The 16,794-nt window shown below is 64.0% G+C and carries 19 protein-coding genes; 5 read left to right on the top strand and 14 right to left on the bottom strand.

The features are described 5' to 3' along the window. Positions 1 to 51: 51 nt before the first annotated feature. Positions 52 to 939, bottom strand: a complete 888-nt coding sequence (locus tag DPM33_RS07085) for a sugar phosphate isomerase/epimerase family protein (protein ID WP_112096661.1) — start codon at positions 937 to 939, stop codon at positions 52 to 54. A gap of 401 nt (positions 940 to 1,340) precedes the next feature. Between DPM33_RS07085 and DPM33_RS07080 the strand changes: the two genes are divergently transcribed. The 3 genes from DPM33_RS07080 (at position 1,341) to DPM33_RS07070 (ending at position 4,567) form a co-directional block, all read left to right on the top strand. Further along, the gene (locus DPM33_RS07080) at positions 1,341 to 2,396 is read left to right on the top strand and encodes a sugar phosphate isomerase/epimerase family protein (protein WP_112096764.1); all 1,056 of its coding nucleotides are present in this window, start codon (positions 1,341 to 1,343) and stop codon (positions 2,394 to 2,396) included. A gap of 52 nt (positions 2,397 to 2,448) precedes the next feature. Continuing rightward, the gene (locus DPM33_RS07075; protein WP_112096660.1) at positions 2,449 to 3,636 is read left to right on the top strand and encodes a Gfo/Idh/MocA family protein; all 1,188 of its coding nucleotides are present in this window, start codon (positions 2,449 to 2,451) and stop codon (positions 3,634 to 3,636) included. A gap of 79 nt (positions 3,637 to 3,715) precedes the next feature. Beyond that, positions 3,716 to 4,567, top strand: coding sequence for a sugar phosphate isomerase/epimerase family protein (locus DPM33_RS07070; RefSeq protein WP_112096763.1), 852 nt, complete (start codon positions 3,716 to 3,718; stop codon positions 4,565 to 4,567). 157 nt (positions 4,568 to 4,724) lie between these two features. Here DPM33_RS07070 and phnE (DPM33_RS07065) read toward each other — a convergent pair whose 3' ends face one another. The 10 genes from phnE (DPM33_RS07065) to DPM33_RS07020 form a co-directional block, all read right to left on the bottom strand. Continuing rightward, on the bottom strand, positions 4,725 to 6,083 hold the full coding sequence (gene phnE, locus DPM33_RS07065) for a phosphonate ABC transporter, permease protein PhnE (protein ID WP_167448975.1): 1,359 nt from the start codon (positions 6,081 to 6,083) through the stop codon (positions 4,725 to 4,727). A 13-nt stretch (positions 6,084 to 6,096) separates the two neighbouring features. Beyond that, positions 6,097 to 7,050 (bottom strand): phosphonate ABC transporter, permease protein PhnE, encoded by a 954-nt coding sequence (gene phnE / locus DPM33_RS07060; RefSeq protein WP_112096762.1) that lies wholly within the window; start codon positions 7,048 to 7,050, stop codon positions 6,097 to 6,099. 58 nt (positions 7,051 to 7,108) lie between these two features. Continuing rightward, a complete protein-coding gene (gene phnD, locus DPM33_RS07055) occupies positions 7,109 to 8,017 on the bottom strand; it encodes a phosphonate ABC transporter substrate-binding protein (protein WP_112096658.1) in 909 nt (302 codons plus the stop codon). Between the two features lie 141 nt (positions 8,018 to 8,158). Continuing rightward, complete coding sequence (phnC, locus tag DPM33_RS07050; RefSeq protein ID WP_112096657.1) at positions 8,159 to 9,016, bottom strand: phosphonate ABC transporter ATP-binding protein; 858 nt, start codon at positions 9,014 to 9,016, stop codon at positions 8,159 to 8,161. Positions 9,017 to 9,193: 177 nt separating this feature from the next. Next, positions 9,194 to 9,904 carry a DUF1868 domain-containing protein gene (locus DPM33_RS07045; protein WP_112096656.1) on the bottom strand — a complete coding sequence of 237 codons (711 nt, stop codon included), beginning with the start codon at positions 9,902 to 9,904 and terminating at the stop codon, positions 9,194 to 9,196. Between the two features lie 150 nt (positions 9,905 to 10,054). Then, the gene (locus DPM33_RS07040) at positions 10,055 to 10,672 is read right to left on the bottom strand and encodes a DapH/DapD/GlmU-related protein (protein WP_112096655.1); all 618 of its coding nucleotides are present in this window, start codon (positions 10,670 to 10,672) and stop codon (positions 10,055 to 10,057) included. Beyond that, positions 10,669 to 11,376: a phosphonate C-P lyase system protein PhnL gene (gene phnL / locus DPM33_RS07035; RefSeq protein ID WP_112096761.1), complete on the bottom strand. Its 708-nt coding sequence runs from the start codon at positions 11,374 to 11,376 to the stop codon at positions 10,669 to 10,671. Before phnL ends, DPM33_RS07040 begins: the two co-directional genes overlap by 4 nt. A 2-nt stretch (positions 11,377 to 11,378) precedes the next feature. Beyond that, a complete protein-coding gene (gene phnK, locus DPM33_RS07030) occupies positions 11,379 to 12,155 on the bottom strand; it encodes a phosphonate C-P lyase system protein PhnK (protein WP_112096654.1) in 777 nt (258 codons plus the stop codon). Continuing rightward, the gene (locus DPM33_RS07025; protein ID WP_112096653.1) at positions 12,155 to 12,601 is read right to left on the bottom strand and encodes a hypothetical protein; all 447 of its coding nucleotides are present in this window, start codon (positions 12,599 to 12,601) and stop codon (positions 12,155 to 12,157) included. Before DPM33_RS07025 ends, phnK begins: the two co-directional genes overlap by 1 nt. Next, positions 12,601 to 13,479 (bottom strand): alpha-D-ribose 1-methylphosphonate 5-phosphate C-P-lyase PhnJ, encoded by an 879-nt coding sequence (locus DPM33_RS07020; protein WP_112096760.1) that lies wholly within the window; start codon positions 13,477 to 13,479, stop codon positions 12,601 to 12,603. The genes DPM33_RS07025 and DPM33_RS07020 overlap by 1 nt, the downstream gene beginning before the upstream one ends. 59 nt (positions 13,480 to 13,538) lie before the next feature. On the opposite strand from DPM33_RS07020, the gene DPM33_RS35775 reads away from it, so the two are divergent. Then, positions 13,539 to 13,730 carry a hypothetical protein gene (locus DPM33_RS35775; RefSeq protein ID WP_146770214.1) on the top strand — a complete coding sequence of 64 codons (192 nt, stop codon included), beginning with the start codon at positions 13,539 to 13,541 and terminating at the stop codon, positions 13,728 to 13,730. Between the two features lie 2 nt (positions 13,731 to 13,732). On the opposite strand, the gene DPM33_RS07015 is transcribed toward DPM33_RS35775, so the two are convergent. Genes DPM33_RS07015 through phnG form a run of 3 tightly spaced genes read right to left on the bottom strand, consistent with a single transcriptional unit; the run spans position 13,733 to position 15,922 of the window. Continuing rightward, complete coding sequence (locus DPM33_RS07015) at positions 13,733 to 14,848, bottom strand: carbon-phosphorus lyase complex subunit (RefSeq protein ID WP_112096652.1); 1,116 nt, start codon at positions 14,846 to 14,848, stop codon at positions 13,733 to 13,735. Between the two features lies 1 nt (position 14,849). Further along, positions 14,850 to 15,461, bottom strand: a complete 612-nt coding sequence (gene phnH, locus DPM33_RS07010; protein ID WP_112096651.1) for a phosphonate C-P lyase system protein PhnH — start codon at positions 15,459 to 15,461, stop codon at positions 14,850 to 14,852. Then, complete coding sequence (gene phnG, locus DPM33_RS07005; RefSeq protein ID WP_112096650.1) at positions 15,461 to 15,922, bottom strand: phosphonate C-P lyase system protein PhnG; 462 nt, start codon at positions 15,920 to 15,922, stop codon at positions 15,461 to 15,463. The genes phnH and phnG overlap by 1 nt, the downstream gene beginning before the upstream one ends. Positions 15,923 to 16,047: 125 nt before the next feature. Here phnG and phnF point away from each other — a divergent pair, with 125 nt between their 5' ends. Further along, positions 16,048 to 16,794 (top strand): phosphonate metabolism transcriptional regulator PhnF, encoded by a 747-nt coding sequence (gene phnF, locus DPM33_RS07000; RefSeq protein WP_112096649.1) that lies wholly within the window; start codon positions 16,048 to 16,050, stop codon positions 16,792 to 16,794.

Here is a 16,794-nt window from a genome sequence, read left to right as displayed (position 1 = left end):
CCTTCGGCCCCCGTCCGCCCGTCGGGCGGAAGGGATGGTTCAGTCGCAGGTCTACTTGATCAGCGGCAGCAGCGTTTCAGCGGTGATGCGCATCTGGTCGGTGTAGAATTTCTCCGTGAGCACGCTGGAGCCGTGGTCCTGGATGAATTTGAGCTGCTCGGGCGAGATGTCGACCGGATTGCGCTCGACCATCTCCGGATAGGGCGCGGCCGGTGTGCGGTCGACGGGAGCAACGAATTCGTTCGTCAGCGCGCCGTCATAGCCGATGTCCTTCAGCGTGCGCACGATCTTCGGCCAGTCGATCTGGCCAAGGCCGGCGGCGAAGCGGTTGTTGTCGGCGACATGAAAATCGAACAGGCGCTTTCCGACCTGGCGGATCGCGTCATAGACGTTAAATTCCTCCATGTGGATGTGATAGGCGTCGAGGCAGACGCCGCATTCGGGGCTTACCGCGTCGGCGAGCGCCAGCGCCTGGGCGCCGCGATTGAAGAGGTAGGTCTCGAAGCGATTGAGCGGTTCGACGGCGATCCTGACGCCGACCTTCTTGGCATGGGTGAAGCATTCGCGCGTGGCGTCGACCACCCAGCCCCATTCCTCAGCCTCCGTGCCGTCCGGCACGACCTTGCCGACGGTCGCGGGCACCAGCGTGATGATCTCGCCGTCGAGCTCGCTCACCATGGTGAGCACGTCCTTGACGTATTGGACCGACCGCTCGCGCTGGCCCTGGTTCTTGGCGGCGAGGTTGCGTTCGCCCAGCATCAGCGTCACCGAACCCCAGCAGCGGATGCCGTGCTCCTTCAGGAGCGCGCGCGTCTCCTTGGTCTTGTACTGCTCGGGCTCGCCGGAAATCTCGATCGACTCGTAGCCGAATTTCTTGATGCGCTTCAGCGTCACCTCGAGCGGCTCCGCCCGCATCCAATTGTGCGTCGAAAGATGCATGGTCTATCCTTCCCAGAATTCGCCTGTCACATTTACCCCACGACGCCTCGGTTCGAGGCGGCCGCACGTTTCCTCCCCAAGGCGCTGCCAGCATTTCTTCGGAAACTGGTTCGACCAATTGGGCCTATCATGACCTCTACAGCAAATTTTCGTGCGCGGCAAGAACTGGGCGGTGGCAGCCCGGCAGCGTAGTCAATATACTGATTTTATAAGATAATCTTGAGTGCTTGCTCGCAGTGCGATGGCTAGCCCGCGGTTTTCCGGCGCTTGACCGAGTTGCGAGATTTGGTAATACCAGAATGGCATGGCGCTGAGATGCCGGTAAGTTCGCCCAAACAGGGTGGCCCTCGCTCCAATCGACGCTATGCTTGGTGGCGAAAACAAAGAGAGGGAGGATGCCGATGCCGACGACGATGAAGGGGCCTGGCCTGTTTCTAGCGCAGTTCGCGGGCGACGCCGCGCCGTTCAATTCACTGGCTTCGATCACCAAATGGGCAGCCGGCCTCGGCTACAAGGGCGTGCAGATCCCCACCTGGGACGGGCGCCTGTTCGACCTCAAGAAGGCGGCGTCGTCGAAGGCCTATTGCGACGAGGTGAAAGGCATCTGCGCCGATGCCGGAGTCGCGATCACAGAACTGTCGACGCATCTGCAGGGGCAACTGGTGGCGGTGCATCCCGCCTATGACGCGCAGATGGACGGATTCGCGCCGCCATCGGTGCACGACAATCCCAAGGCTCGCCAGAAATGGGCTGTCGAACAGATGAAGTTCGGCGCCAAGGCCTCGCGCAATCTCGGGCTCAATGCCTTGGTATCGTTCACCGGCTCGCTGGCTTTTCCTTACCTCTACCCCTTCCCGCAGCGGCCGGCTGGTCTCATCGAGGAAGCCTTCGGCGAGCTAGGCAAGCGCTGGAAGCCGATCCTCGATGTCTATGAGGACAATGGCGTCGATGTCGGCTACGAGATCCATCCCTCCGAGGACGTGTTCGACGGCGCGACCTTCGAGATGTTCCTCGACGCGGTCGGCGGCCACAAGCGCTGCAACATCAACTACGATCCGTCACATTTCCTGCTGCAGCAGCTCGACTATCTGGAGTTCATCGACATCTACCACGAGCGGATCAAAGCGTTCCACGTCAAGGATGCCGAGTTCAACCCGACCGGACGGCAAGGCGTCTATTCCGGCTACCAGGGCTGGGTGAACCGGGCCGGCCGCTTCCGCTCGCTGGGCGATGGGCAGGTGGATTTCAGCGGCATCTTCTCCAAGCTCACCCAGTACAATTATGATTCCTGGGCGGTGCTCGAGTGGGAATGCTGTCTCAAGCATCCGGAGGACGGCGCCGCCGAAGGCGCGCCCTTCATCCAGCACCACATCATCCGGGTGACGGAGAAAGCCTTCGACGATTTCGCCGCCGGCACGACGGACAAGAAGCTGTTGCGCGCGATGATGGGGATTTGACGCGACTTCGCCTCCCCAGAGGGAGGTACATCCAAGACACGAGGGAGAAAAAATGGTCGGCGCATCGAAGTCGGAAACGGGAGGCGGCCCGATCCGTTATGGCATGGTCGGAGGCGGGCGGGGCGCCTTCATCGGGGCGGTGCACCGCATCGCGGCGCGCATGGACAACGACTTCGTGCTGGTGGCCGGCGCGCTGTCGTCGAACCCGGAACGGGCAAAGGCCTCGGCCGAGGAACTCGGGCTCGATCCGTCACGCAGCTACGGCTCCTATTCCGAGATGGCCAAGGCCGAGGCCAAGCGTCCCGACGGCATCGAGGCGGTGGCGATCGTCACGCCCAACAACGTGCACGTCCCGGCCGCAAAAGCCTTCCTCGAGGCCGGCATCCATGTCATCTGCGACAAGCCGCTGGCGACCTCGCTGGCCGAGGCGAAGAAGCTCGCCGCCCTCGTCGAGAAGACCGGCAAGGTGTTCGTGCTGACCCACAATTACACCGCCTATCCGATGATCAGGCAGGCGCGCGAGATGGTGGCCAAGGGCCAACTCGGCGACATCCGCATCGTGCAGTCGGAATATCCGCAGGATTGGCTGACCGAGGACCTCGCCGCCACCGGCCAGAAGCAAGCGGCCTGGCGCTCCGACCCCAAGCAAGCAGGTGCGGGCGGCGCGCTCGGCGATATCGGCACGCATGCCTACAATCTCGCCCGCTTCGTTTCCGGGCTGGAGCTGGATTCTCTTTCAGCCGATCTCGACGCCTTCGTGCCGGGCCGCCAGCTCGACGACAATGTCAACGTCATGCTGCGCTTCAAGCCGGTCGGCAAGGGCCATCCGGCCAAGGGCATGATCTGGGCCAGCCAGGTGGCGCCAGGCCACGAGAACGGGCTGAAGCTGCGCATCTACGGTTCCAAGGGCGGGCTGGAATGGGTGCAGGCCGATCCGAACTACCTTTGGTACACGCCGTTCGGTCAGCCGAAGCAGTTGCTCACCCGCGGCGGCGCCGGATCGATGGCGGCGGCGGCGCGGGTCACCCGCGTGCCTCCCGGCCATCCGGAGGGCTATCTCGAAGGCTTCGCCAACATATACCAGGAAGCGGCCCGCGCCATCCGCGCGGCGCGCAGGAAAGGCGGAAAGCCGGCTAAGGATGTCGTCTTCCCGACCATCGCCGACGGCGTCGAGGGCATGGCCTTCATCGAGGCCTGCGTGAAGTCGTCGAAGAAGAATGGGGCGTGGACGAAACTCTAGGGGCGACGATCTTCAGGTGAGGCCGGCCTGACCTGAATCTCATCACCCCTCGATCGAAGGTGATGGGGAGGGGATGTCGATGAAGATCGGCATGTGCATGTTCTTGTGGACGACCAGCGTCTCGAAGAAGCAGGAGGCGCTGCTGAAGGACATCAAGGCGACAGGCTTCGACGGCGTCGAGATACCGGTCTTTGCCGGCGCACCGGATGACTACAGGAAGCTGGGCGAAATGCTCGACCGCATCGGCCTGCAGCGCACCGCGGTCTCGGCGATGGGCGATCCGGCGATGAACCTGATCTCGCCGGATGCCGCCACCCGCAAGACCGGCATTGACTACATGAAATGGGCGATCGACTGCAGCGCCGCGCTCGGCGCGGACAAGCTGAGCGGGCCGCTGCATTCGACGCTCGGCGCCTTTTCCGGCAGCGGACCGACGGCGGCGGAAAAGAAGCGCTCGGTCGCCTCGCAGCGCGCCATCGGCGACCATGCCGGCAAGAAAGGCGTCACCATCGGGCTCGAAGCGGTGAACCGCTTCGAATGCTATCTGGTCAACACCATGGCCGACCTGTCGGAGCATGTCGACGTGATCGACCGGCCGCACATCAAGGCGATGTACGACACTTTTCACGCCAACATCGAGGAGGCCGACCCGATCGCCGCCTATACGAAGCATCGCCGCAATGTCGTCCATATCCATATTTCGGAGAACGACCGCGGTGTGCCGGGGCGTGGCAACATTCCCTGGAAGGAGACGTTCTCCGCCATTCGTAAGAGTGGTTATGACGACTGGCTGACGATCGAATCCTTCGGCCGCTCCCTGAAGGATCTGGCGGCGGCGACGAAGGTCTGGCGGGATTTTGCGGAGAGCCCGGAGGCTGTCTATCGCGATGGGTATAGGCATATCAGGGATGGGTGGAGGAAGGCGGCGTAGGGTGCATCGATATTCAGGTGAGGCCGGCCTGCAAATGGCAGCTTCCTGCGCTTCCGGTGCTCACGTACTTCAAGTACGCTCCGCTCCGGTTCTCGGAACCTGCCATTTTCGGCTCGGCCTGACCTGAATCTCGGTGCACCCTCCCGTGCTGAGCCTGTTAACTCCGCTCTGCCTGCAGCCTGTTGTAGTCATGCAGCGTGCGGCTCAGCCTACGGCGCAGGAAGTTCGAGATGTTGTCGAAGATGAAGACGACGAGCAGCGTCAAAAGCACCATGTAGAAGACGTTGGCCCAGTTCGAATTGGTGCGCATCGCTTCCCAGAGCTTCAGGCCGATGCCGCCGGCGCCAACGGCGCCGATGATGGTGGCGCCGCGCGTATTCGATTCCCACTGGTAGAGCGTCTGGCTGATGAAGATCGGCACAACTTCCGGCAGCACGCCGTAGCGCTGCACCAGCAAGCCGTTGGCTCCGGTCGAGAGTACCCCTTCGCGCGGCTTGTCGTCGATGTTCTCCAGCGCCTCGGAATAGGTTTTGCCCAATGTGCCGATCTCGGTGAAGAAGATCGCCGCGCTACCGGCCAGCGGTCCAGGGCCGAAGGCGCGAGTGAAGAACAGCGCCCAGATCAGCATGTCGACCGAGCGCATGAAGTCGAAGAAGCGTTTCAGCACTTGGCTGAGGATGCCGCTCGGCGTGATGTTGCGGGCGGCGAAGAAGGCGAGCGGGAAGGCGACGATGCCCCCGAGCAGCGTGCCGAGGAACGCCATGACGATGGTCTGCAACAGCTTCGTCCAGACGTCGCCGTGCTGCCACTGCGCGTTGTTCCAGATGTTGTCGGCGGCCAGAGCAAGGTTCGACGTGCCGGGCTTGAGCTCTGGCCCCGAGACGATCAACGAGAAGACCTCGCCGGCGGATTTGCCGAAGAAGGGCGAGCGGGTGTCGAAGACGAAATTCGCCCAGCCGAGGAAGCGCTTGCGCACCTTGACGCGGTCGACGGTGACGCGCACTTCGCCGGCAAAGCCCATCTTGGCGACGATCTCGTCGTCGTGCACGGTCATCCAGTCCGGCACCGGGCCGGTCACCACGGGCTTGCCGCCGGTCAGCGCTATCGGCACGGTCACGCCATTGGCGGTGATCGAGGCCCTTGTCTTGTCGAAGGTGACGGATTTTGCATCACCGTCGATCTGAACCGTGTAGGTGCCGTCGGGGTTCTTGATCACCCAGTCGGGATTGGGGTTTTCGCCAAGCGCGGAGAAGCGCGGATATTTCGGCGTGATCTCAGGCTGGTCGAGCCGGAATTCGGGCTGCAGGTCGTAGCTGATCCATTGCGACAGGAAGAGCGGCAGGCGCTCCCAATGCGACTCGCGCAGCACCTGCGGCAGGCTGAAGAACCACAAGGCATAAGCGAGGTAGAGCACCGTGCCGGCGATCAGCAGCAGCGGCCAGAAGCGCTTGTAGGCCGGCCGCTGGAAGATCTGCGGGTGGCGGTCTTCGATGGCCTTGACTTGATCGACAGTCATTGTCGCCGCCATATCAAGCGCTCATCAGGAAGGCCTGCTCGCCGACGAGCTTGCGGCGCAGCCAGGCGGAGAACTGGTCGACGAGGAAGATGGTAGTGAAGAGCAAGAGCACCAGCGCCAGTGTCTTGGCGCCGAAGCCGCGCGAGATGGAAAGCTTCAGCTCCTCGCCGATGCCGCCGCCGCCGACCGCGCCCATGATGGTCGAGATACGCACGTTGATCTCGATGCGGAGCAGCGTATAGGACATGAAATTAGGCAGCACCTGCGGCAGGTCGGCGAAGCGCACGCGCTCGAACCAGTTGGCGCCGACGGCGCGCAGGCCCTCCTCCGGGCGCATGTCGATATTCTCGTTGATCTCGTAGAACAGCTTGCCCAGGGCGCCGATCGAATGCAGACCGATGGCGATGATGGCGGCGACCGGGCCGATCGAGACGGTGGCCGCGAACAGGCCGGCAATGACGATTTCCGGGAAGGCGCGCAGCAGTTCCATGAAGCGCTTGACGACGAGCCGCAGGATCGGGCTCGGCGTCAAATTGCGCGCGGCGATGAAGGAGAAGGGTACCGCGAAGACGAAGCCGATGAAGGTCGAGACCAGCGCCACGTTCACCGTGGTCAGCATCAGCTCGAAATATTCTGGGATGTAGAAGCCGCCCCAGATGTAGACGCGACCGAGCGGGAAATTGAACTCCTGCGTGCCCTTGTCGTTGGGCGAGGCGATGTCAAACAGCGCTCGCCAGACGTCGTTGCAGTCCTTCGGGATCAGCCAGCTCAGGAAATCGAGGATATGCGGCAGCCGGTCGAAGAAGTGGCCGGCGTTGGCCTCGTCGGCGAACCACATGGTAGCGCACATGGCGACAAGCAGCAGACCGACGCAAAGCGCGGTGTAGAAGCGGCGCAGCGAAGTCTGGCGCCGCCAGGCATCGGCTTGCTGGCGGGTCGTGTCGGAATGGAGTGTGGCTGATGTCATGATCGGAGCATGCAAAAAGGGCGGTGCTGGAGGTACACCGCCCTTTCTGATCTTGCCTTTAGCCGCCGATAGCGGCTTTGCGGGCTTCGACGATGACGCTGTAGAAGTCCGGCTTCACGGGGACATAGCCGGTGAAATCGCCGCCCTCGACGCCTTCGAAGCAGGCCTTGTCCTTGGCCGGCAGGGCGGTGAAGAAGGCGGTCAGCTTGGCGGTCATGTCGTCGCCGAGCGCGGTGCGAACGACCAGCGGGCCGTTCGGGATCAGGCCCGAGCGCCAGACTTCGACGAAGTCGTTCGGGTCGACGGCGCCCTTGGCGACTTCCTTGTGGAAGGTGCCCGAGGTGTAGCCGTTCTTGAAGTCGCCGATGCCCGAGGAATCGTCGACAGCGACGTCGACCTTGCCGTCGCGCACGGCCAGCACGTTGTTCTCGTGGCCGCCGTTGAACTGCGTCGAGGCGAAGTAGGTCTCGTTGGAAGCACCGGTGTCCTTCGGGATCTGGGTCAGCGGGATCAGGTAACCCGAGGTCGAATCCGGATCGGCATAGCCGAGCTTCTTGCCCTTGGCCGACTTGATGTCGGTGATGCCGGAGGTCTTGAGCGCTAGGCCGATCGAATAATAGCCGGTGGAGCCGTCGGTCTGCTTGGTGGTGAGGATCGGCGTGACAGCCTTCGGATCCTTGAGATAGACGCTGGCATAGCCGGAGGCGCCGAGTTCGGCGAAGTCGAGCGTGCCGCCGAGCAGACCCTGAATGACGCCGTCATAGTCGGCGGCCGGGAACAGCGACACCTTATCGAAGCCGAACTCGGCCTTCAGGTGGTCGGCGAGGCACTGGTAGTTGCGCAGACGGTCGGTCTCGTTCTCACCGCCGAGGATGCCGACGCGGAATTCCTTGATGTCGGCGGCGTGCGCGGCGCTTGCCGCCATGGCGAGCAGCGAAACCGCCCCAAAAACCATTTTCCTGAACATTTTGGTCTCTCTCCTGTTGCTCCGGCTGCGCGCCGGCGGCGTTCTGATTTTTCAAGTTTTGCCTTTGACGCTGGCGGGCGATCCGGGTTGCTCTGCCGATATCCACAATTTGCCCGGACCGCCTGAGGCCGGGCGGTGGGTTCAGTAGCCAGGGAATGCTGGCTCGAGCGGTCCGGCGGATGCGATGATCTTCGGCTTGATGGTCACGCTGGTCGACGTGATGGCTTCGGAGATATCGGCGCCGCTGGCATCGGCGCCATAGACGGTGCGCACGGCGTCGCGGTCGAGGTCTTCCGGCGCGCCGTCGAAGACGACCTTGCCGGCGGCCATGCCGATGATGCGGTTGCAATAGGCGCGCGCGGTGTCCAGCGTGTGCAGATTGGTGACGACGGTGATGCCTTCGCGCAAATTGATGTCACGCAGCGAGTCCATCACCACCTTTGCGTTGAGCGGGTCGAGCGAAGCGATCGGCTCGTCGGCCAGAAGCACCTTGGGCTGCTGCATCATGGCGCGCGCGATCGCCACGCGCTGCTGCTGGCCGCCCGACAGCGTGCCGGCGGGCTGCAGCGCGGTGCGTGCAATGTCGAGGCGCTCGAGCGCGGCCACCGCCTCGGCGCATTCGGTGTGCGTGAACATCCCGAGCAGATTGGAAACGGTGGAGCGATGGTTGAGGCGGCCGAGCAGGACGTTGGTCAAGACGTCGAGGCGCGGCACGAGGTTGAACTGCTGGAAGATCATGGCGCAGTCGCGCTGCCAGCGGCGCAGCGGCGAGCCATGCAGGCTGGAGACCTCGGCGCCGTCAAAAAAAATCGACCCCTGGCTGGGATCGATGAGACGGTTGATCATGCGCAGAAGCGTCGACTTGCCGGCGCCGGAGCGGCCGATGATGCCGACCATCTGGCCGCGCGGGATCGAGACGTTGATGTCGCTGACGGCGGTGTTCTTGCCAAATCGTCGGGTTACGCCGCGGATTTCCAGCGTGGCCGATGATGCCGACATACCAAGGCTCCAGTCCGTCGCGGGTTTGAAGGTCTGTTGACCTTCGCTATCGCAGGCCGATGAAGCTGGGGTGTCGAATTGATGTCAGTTTTGTTACGAGTCACAGGCCAATGAATGCCGATTGAAGCAGTTATTGTCCCAGACCCGCTGCGCACTTCCGGGTGACATGCATCCGGCCTATCCGAGCACGAGCAATTCCTCGAAATGCTTCATGTCCTTGAAGCTGCAGAATGCAGGCTGCCTGAGTTCGATCACTGGAGCCTCGCGTTGGAGGAACGACAGGCTGTCGTCGAACAATGCCTGCCAGGCCGCGGCGCGGTCGTCGGCGAGGCGCCGGACCTGGTAGGCGAAGGTGATGTGGAAGACATAGGTGTCGTGGTCCGGATGGCGGTAGCCGAACGGCACGGATAGCGCATCGCGCCAGGCTTTCAGAATCCGGCGATCTTCCTCGGTGGCGCCAGCAACGGTCAGGCCGGTCGGCAGGACTTCGACGACCTTGATGTTGAATGCGCCGCGGCACTCGAAGCCTTGCAGCCGTTCGAGATAGAGGCGGGTCATGTCGTCGATGCCGGTGCCGAGCGGCACGTCCGAAGGCCAGTAGGGAAGGCGGCGCCGATATTCGACGATTCCCTGGAACAGGGTCATGTGCAGGCTGGAGATCGGCGTAAAGGCGAGGCGATCCGCATCCGGCATGGCGAGCATGCGCTCACGCACCTTGATGACCGCGGCTTCGGAGGGCGAGCCCGCGACGAGATGGCTGACGGCCGTGTTGCCGGGTTCTGGCAGGAAGTTGCCAGCCGTGTCGTAGCGGGTGCCAAGATGCGTCGGCGGCGCCGGATTGGAGCCCTCGAAGAATCCGGCGAGCGAGGGTTTGACGGTGTCGAGCATGGCGATCTCCTAGGGAAGATCGCCTCCTGTCCGAGTCGTGTGTCAAGGTTGTGAATGGTGAATGGTGAATGGTGAATGGTGAATGGTGAATGGTGAATGGTGAATGGTGAAGAAGGGCTTCGTTGCCATTCACCATTCACTATTCACAATTTACCCGCCATGCTTCTCCAGGAACGCCTCCGCCGACAGCTCGCGAAAATCGTCGAGCGCGGTGCGCAGCCTGGCATGGTCCCAGTCCCACCAGGCAAGCGCCTGGTAGCGCTCGGCGGTGCGGCGGTCGAAACGCTCGCGGATCGGCTTTGCTGGCACGCCGCCGACGATGGTGTAGGGCGCGACGTCCTTCGACACCACGGCGCCGGCGCCGACCGCAGCGCCGTCGCCGACGGTCACGCCAGGCAGAATGGTCGAGCCATGGCCGAGCCAGGTGTCGTGGCCGATGGTGACGCGTTTGGCGCGACGCTCAGCGAAGAACTCGCTTTCATGCTCGGCGTCGTCCCAATAATCGGAGGCGCGGTAGGTGAAGTGATGCAGCGTCGGCCGCCATGTCGGGTGGTTGGTGGCATTGATGCGCACACTTGCCGCGATGTTGGAGAACTTGCCAATGGTCGCGCACCAGACGGCGCAGTCCTGCATCATGTAGGAATAATCGCCAAGCTCGCATTCGGCGACACGGCTGCGCTCGGCGATCTCGGTCCAGCGGCCGAGCGTCGAGTTTTCGACCTGCGCTGTCGGATGGACCAGCGGCGCTTCCGACAGTTTTTTGCTCATGCGGCGATCTTCCCGGCGGCGAAGGCGGTGACGTCGATGACGCGATCGGCGACCGCGTCACGCACATCGAGGTCATGGAAGATGCCGAGCAGGGCCACGCCCGCCGCCTTCTTGGCGGCGATGAGCTCGACCACGACATCGCGGTTCTTGGCGTCGAGCGAGGCGGTCGGCTCGTCGAGCAAGAGGATCGGATGATCGGTGATGAAGCCGCGCGCGATGTTGACGCGCTGCTGCTCGCCGCCGGAGAAGGTCGCCGGCGGCAGGGCCCAGAGTTTTTCCGGCAGGTTGAGCTGCGCCAGCAGCGAACGAGCCTTCGCCCGCGCGCTTTCCCTGTCCTCGCCGCGCTCGACCAGCGGCTCGGCGACGACGTCGAGCGCAGAGACGCGCGGCACGGTGCGCAGGAACTGGCTGACATAGCCGATCGTTTGCCGACGTACGGCAAGTACGGTGCGTGGGTTGGCGCTGGCGAGATCGATCAACCCGCCGCCATGCTGGACGATGATCTGGCCTTCGTCGACGGCATAGTTGCCGTAGAGCATCTTCAGGATCGAGCTTTTTCCGGCGCCGGACGGGCCGCCAAGCACCGCGCATTCGCCGGCGCGGATCGAAAAGGAGACACCCGTCACCACCGGCAGCGTGACGCCGTCACGCAGATGCATGGTGAAGCTCTTGGCGACATCGGAAACGACAAGCGGGGTGGCCATCATCATACCTGCAAAATCGAGGAAACAAGCAATTGGGTATAAGGCGCGCGCGGATCGTCGAGCACGCGGTCGGTGAGGCCGCTTTCGACGACGCGGCCGTCCTTCATCACCATCATGCGCTGCGACAGAAGCCTGGCCACCGCGAGGTCGTGGGTAACGACGATCGCGGCGAGGCCGAGATCGGTGACCAGCCCGCGCAACAGGTCGAGCAGGCGGGCCTGCACCGAGACGTCGAGGCCGCCGGTCGGCTCGTCCATGAAGACGAGGCGCGGTCCGGTCACCAGGTTGCGGGCGATCTGCAGGCGCTGGCGCATACCGCCGGAAAAGGCGCGCGGCTCGTCGTCGATGCGGTCCTCGTCGATCTCGACACGCGACAGCCAGTCGACCGCGGTGGCGCGGATCCTGCCGTAGTGGCGGTCGCCGACCGCCATCAGCCGCTCGCCGACATTGGCGCCGGCCGAGACCGCCATGCGCAGCCCGTCGGCGGGGTTCTGGTGAACAAAGCCCCAGTCGGTGCGCATCAGGAAGCGGCGCTCGGCTTCGCTCATCCGGTAGAGCTCGCGCCACTGGCCGTCGCGCATGCGGTAACTGGCGGTGCCGGAGGAGGGCAGCAGACGGGTCGACAGGCAGTTGAGCAGCGTCGTCTTGCCGGAGCCGGACTCGCCGACTACGGCCAGTACTTCGCCCGGCCAGAGATCGATCGAGACGTTCTCGCAGCCGACGCGCGAGCCGTAGAATTTGGAGAGCGCGGAGACGCGCAGCAGCGGTTCGTCGGTCATTAGCGGCATCCCGGCATGAATTCAGTGCTGTTGGCTTCGGAGTCGATCTTTCCGGCAATCAGCGCGAGGAAAGCGTTTCCGACCTCGATCAGGTCCTTCGCTTCGAAATCCCCAGTCCAGGAGACCCCTCTGAAGCCAAGAAGGTTTAAGGTGGGTCCGGCGAGCTTGCCGTGATGCCGGGAAAGTTCGTCGAGCAACCTCTCGATAGCAGCGACAACAGATGCTTTCGTGGCGGGCTCGCTAGCAACTTGGTCAAGCCTGGCGTCCATAAATCCGACGCTCGCAACCTCCGACTGCCATAACCATTCGTCGCGCAGCACCGCAAGCGGATGTGCTGGATCTCTTTCGCCCTCCAGATTTAGAGCCAGCAGCCTTAGCCAAAGCGAGAGGACGGAGTCCGTCATCCAGAAGCCCTTGTCGCCAATAGCGACGAATGAAGTGCCCATCACGCGCGCTCCTTGACCGTCTCTGCCGGCTGCTCTCCGTGTCCATCAGCCCGCCGCTTCTCGCAATGGTCGGTATCCGAGCAGACGAACATGTGGCCGCCATGGTCGTCGAGGATGACCTCGTCGAGATAGACGTTCTCGGCGCCGCAGAGCGCGCAGGGCTGGTCGAAGGTCTGCACCTCGAAGGGATGGTCCTCGAAGTCGAGGCTGACGACGTCGGTGAAGGGCGGCACCGCATAGATGCGCTTCTCGCGGCCGGCGCCGAACAGCTGCAAAGCCGGCGAACGATGCATCTTCGGATTGTCGAATTTCGGCGTCGGCGAAGGGTCCATCACATAGCGGCCCTCGACCTTTACCGGATAGGCGTAGGTGGTGGCGATGCGGCCATGCTTGGCGATGTCCTCGTAAAGCTTCACATGCATGAGGCCGTATTCCTCCAGCGCATGCATTTTTCGCGTTTCGGTCTCGCGCGGCTCGAGGAAACGCAGCGGCTCGGGGATCGGCACCTGGAAGACAAGAACCTGGCCCGCGGTGAGCGGCTGCTCCGGAATGCGGTGACGGGTCTGGATGATCGTCGCCTTCGCCGTCTCCGTGGTGACGGCGACCTTGGCGACCTTCTTGAAGAAGGCGCGGATCGAGACGGCATTGGTGGTGTCGTCGGCGCCTTGGTCGATGACTTTCAATGTATCATCCGGGCCGATGATCGAGGCGGTGACCTGAACACCGCCGGTGCCCCAGCCATAGGGCATCGGCATCTCGCGCGAGGCGAAAGGCACTTGGTAGCCCGGGATGGCGATGCCCTTCAGGATGGCGCGGCGGATCATCCGCTTGGTCTGCTCGTCGAGATAGGCGAAGTTATAGGTGGCTATGTCGGTCATGGCGATCACGTCCGCTCCGTGCTATGGATTTGGCGTCCAGGACGCGGGAGAAGACCCTGATGGACTCTACCGGTTGGATGCATCTCGGCGTGCTTTTGCTGGTGTTCGCCGGCGTTGCGGCCTTCGCGCTTCGCAAGATGTTTCTGCCCGCGCCGAAGGACCCGCCGCAAGGCGAGACGGTCGGCGGCGCCAGCGGCTATAGCGGCGGCTCGTTCGACGGCGGCGGCGGACATTCCGGGGGCGGGCATTAAGCTCATTCCGCCGCCTCCCGCTTTTCCTCGGCGGCCTTGTCCTCATTTTCCCGCGCTTCATATTCGGCGCGCATGCGGCGGACCAGGCCGAGCTCGGCCTGGAAGTCGACATAGTGCGGAAGCTTCAGATGCTCGACGAAGCCGGTCGCCTGGACATTGTCGGAATGCGAGATGACGAACTCCTCGTCCTGCGCCGCGGCGACGACATCCTCGCCGAGTTCGGAGGCGCGCAGCGCCCGATCGCACAGCGCCATCGCCATCGCCTTGCGCTCGCTCTGGCCGAAGACCAGGCCGTAGCCGCGCGTGAACTGCGGCGGCGCCTTGGCCGAGCCCTTGAACTGGTTGACCATCTGGCATTCGGTGACGCGGATCGAGCCGAGCGGCGCGGCGAAGGGCAGTTCCGGCACGTCCAGCTCGAGCTCGACCTCGCCGATGCGCACCTCGCCGACGAAGGGGTGATTGCGGGCATAGCCGCGCTGCGTCGAATAGCCGAGCGCCAGCAGGAAACCCTCGTCGCCGCGCGACAGCGCCTGCAGGCGGATGTCACGCGCCATCGGGAATTGCAGCGGCTCGCGCGTGATATCGCCGTGCACATGGTCAAGCGGCATTTCGCCATCGGCCTCGATCAGGCCTTCATGGGCGAGGATCGCAGAGACGCGCGGCATGGGCTCGGCCTCGACCGGACGCTGCGCGGGCATTTCGACATCGGCGCCGGCGGCAAGCTCGGGATCGAGCAGGCGGTGGGTGTAGTCGAAGGTCGGCCCAAGCACCTGGCCGCCGGGCAGGTCCTTATAGGTGGCCGACACACGCCGCTCGATCTGCATGGCGCCGGTATCGACCGGATTGGTGTAGCCGAAGCGCGGCAACGTGGTGCGGTAGGCGCGCACCAGGAAGATCGCCTCGATCATGTCGCCGCGCGCCTGGACGACGGCCAGAGCCGCAAGCTCGCGATCATAGAGCGAGCCTTCGCTCATCACCCGGTCGACGCCGAGCGCCAGCTGCTCGACGATCTGGTCGAGGCGCAGCGCCGGCACCGAGCGGTCGCCGCGGCGGCGGTCGGCCATCAGACGATGGGCGTTGGCGATTGCCGCCTCGCCGCCTTTCACCGCGACATACATGTCATGCCTCCATGGACTTGATGCGGGTGGTGCGCGGCAGGCAGGCGAGGCTGCCTGGTGCCGCCAGGATGATGTCGACGCCGCGCGGGAAACGCTGGTTGTTTTGCTTCCATTGCTCGACGAAATGGCGCGGCATGCCGGTCGGCGCGATCATCGCCGTCTTTTCGATCCCGGGGCCTTCGAGCAAAAGCGTGGGGCCGGAACCGAGATCGCTGGTGAGCAGGATGAGCGTCGTCGAGCGGTCGGGATATTCCTGCGTGCCTTGCGCAAAACCGTCGAGCGCCGCCATCTCTTTCGGATTGGCGATCAGGGCGAAATGCGCGTCGGCGGGCGTGTTGGCCAAAGGCGCGCCGGTGTGAAAGCCGAGCCAGGTCTTGACCGTGGCTTCCGCCTGCAACGGCGGATCGAGCCAGATCGGCGTGTCGTTGTCGCAGAGTGCCAGCGCAATGGCGCCGGCCGTCGCCGAAAGTGGCGCCGGCGGATGGGCGAGCGGCGGCAAAGGCTGGACGGAACCTGGACGCGCCATCGCGTCCATGATGGCGCGGAATACGGCCTGGGCGTTGAAGACCGGCTCGGCAAAGCCGCCGTCGATCGATTGCGTGGCGATGTCCATCAGTCTTCTCCGCGCACCATGGTGAAGAAATCCACTTTCGTAGCCGCCGTTTCGACGCGCCGCGTCTCGCGCGCCGCATCGAGCGCCGCGCGCAGCGGCGCGACCAGCTTCGTCTCGACCGCCTCGCGCTGCGCCGGGTCCTGCCAGAGCGCGTCGGCGATCGCCGCGAGCTTGGCCTTACCCTTGTCGCGTCCCAGCGCATAGGAGTGGCCGATCTGTCCGGACGGCAGCCGCACCGTGGCGCGGGTGACCGTCGCCTCGCCCACGTTGAAGGGCGCGCCGCCGCCGCCGATCCGCCCGCGCACCGTCACCAATCCGGTTTCGGGGCCGCGCAAAAGCTCCGCCTCGGAAGGCAGGCCCGACTCGCTCCACAGGCGGACGATCTCGTCGGCCGCGGTATGCGCCAGCGTCGCCATCACGGCCTTCCGCCCTGCCTGCTCGCGCGCTTCCTGTCCTCGCATGGCATCGCTCCCTGCATGCATAAATTTGTCTATTGATATAGACAACTATACAAATTATACTCAACCCCTAACGGGAGTCCATGACGGGTGGATGACAAGGCGGGAAAAATGGTTGGGGGCGATAAGTGACCGGGCTGGCGGCGAGTATCGAGAGGCGCAACGGCGTGTCGCTGTGGCGGCAGATCGCCGACAGGATTCTGCAGGCGATTGCCAACGGCGATTTCGCAGAGAATGCCGCGCTGCCGCCGGAGATGGCGCTGGCGGAGCGCTACGGCGTCAACCGCCATACGGTGCGCAGCGCCATTGCAGCCCTGGTGCAGGAAGGCGTGCTGAAGGCCGAGCAGGGGCGCGGCACCTTCGTCTTGTCGCGCAAGCGGCTGTCCTATCCGATCGGCGCGCGCACGCGTTTCTCGACCGGCCTGCAGGGGCAGACGACCGAGCGGCATATCGCGCTGCTGTCGTCATCTACGGAACCGGCCAGCCGGCGCATCGCCGAGGCGTTGGGCATTGCCAGGGGCGCGGCCGTGATCCGGTTGGAGACGCGCGGCGAGGCCGACGGCCATCCGGTGTCGCGGGCGACGACCTGGTTCGACGCCAAGCGCTTCGCCGGTATTGAAACGGCAATGGCGGAAACGGGATCGATCACTGCCTCGCTCAAGCGGTTCGGCATCAACGATTATCTCAGGCAGTCGACGGTGCTATCGGCCCGGCATGCCGATGCCGACGATCTTGCGGCACTGGACTTGCAACCCGGCGCCATCGTGCTGGTAACGATGTCCGTCAACGTCACGCTCGACGGTCAGCCTATCCAGTTCGCCGAGTCGCGCTTCTCAGCGGAGCGGGTGGAACTCAGACTCTCAGCCAACGACTAG

The sequence above is a fragment of the Mesorhizobium hawassense genome, assembly GCF_003289945.1.
GTDB classification, from domain to species: domain Bacteria; phylum Pseudomonadota; class Alphaproteobacteria; order Rhizobiales; family Rhizobiaceae; genus Mesorhizobium; species Mesorhizobium hawassense.
This window is presented reverse-complemented; position numbering and strand designations above follow the sequence as displayed.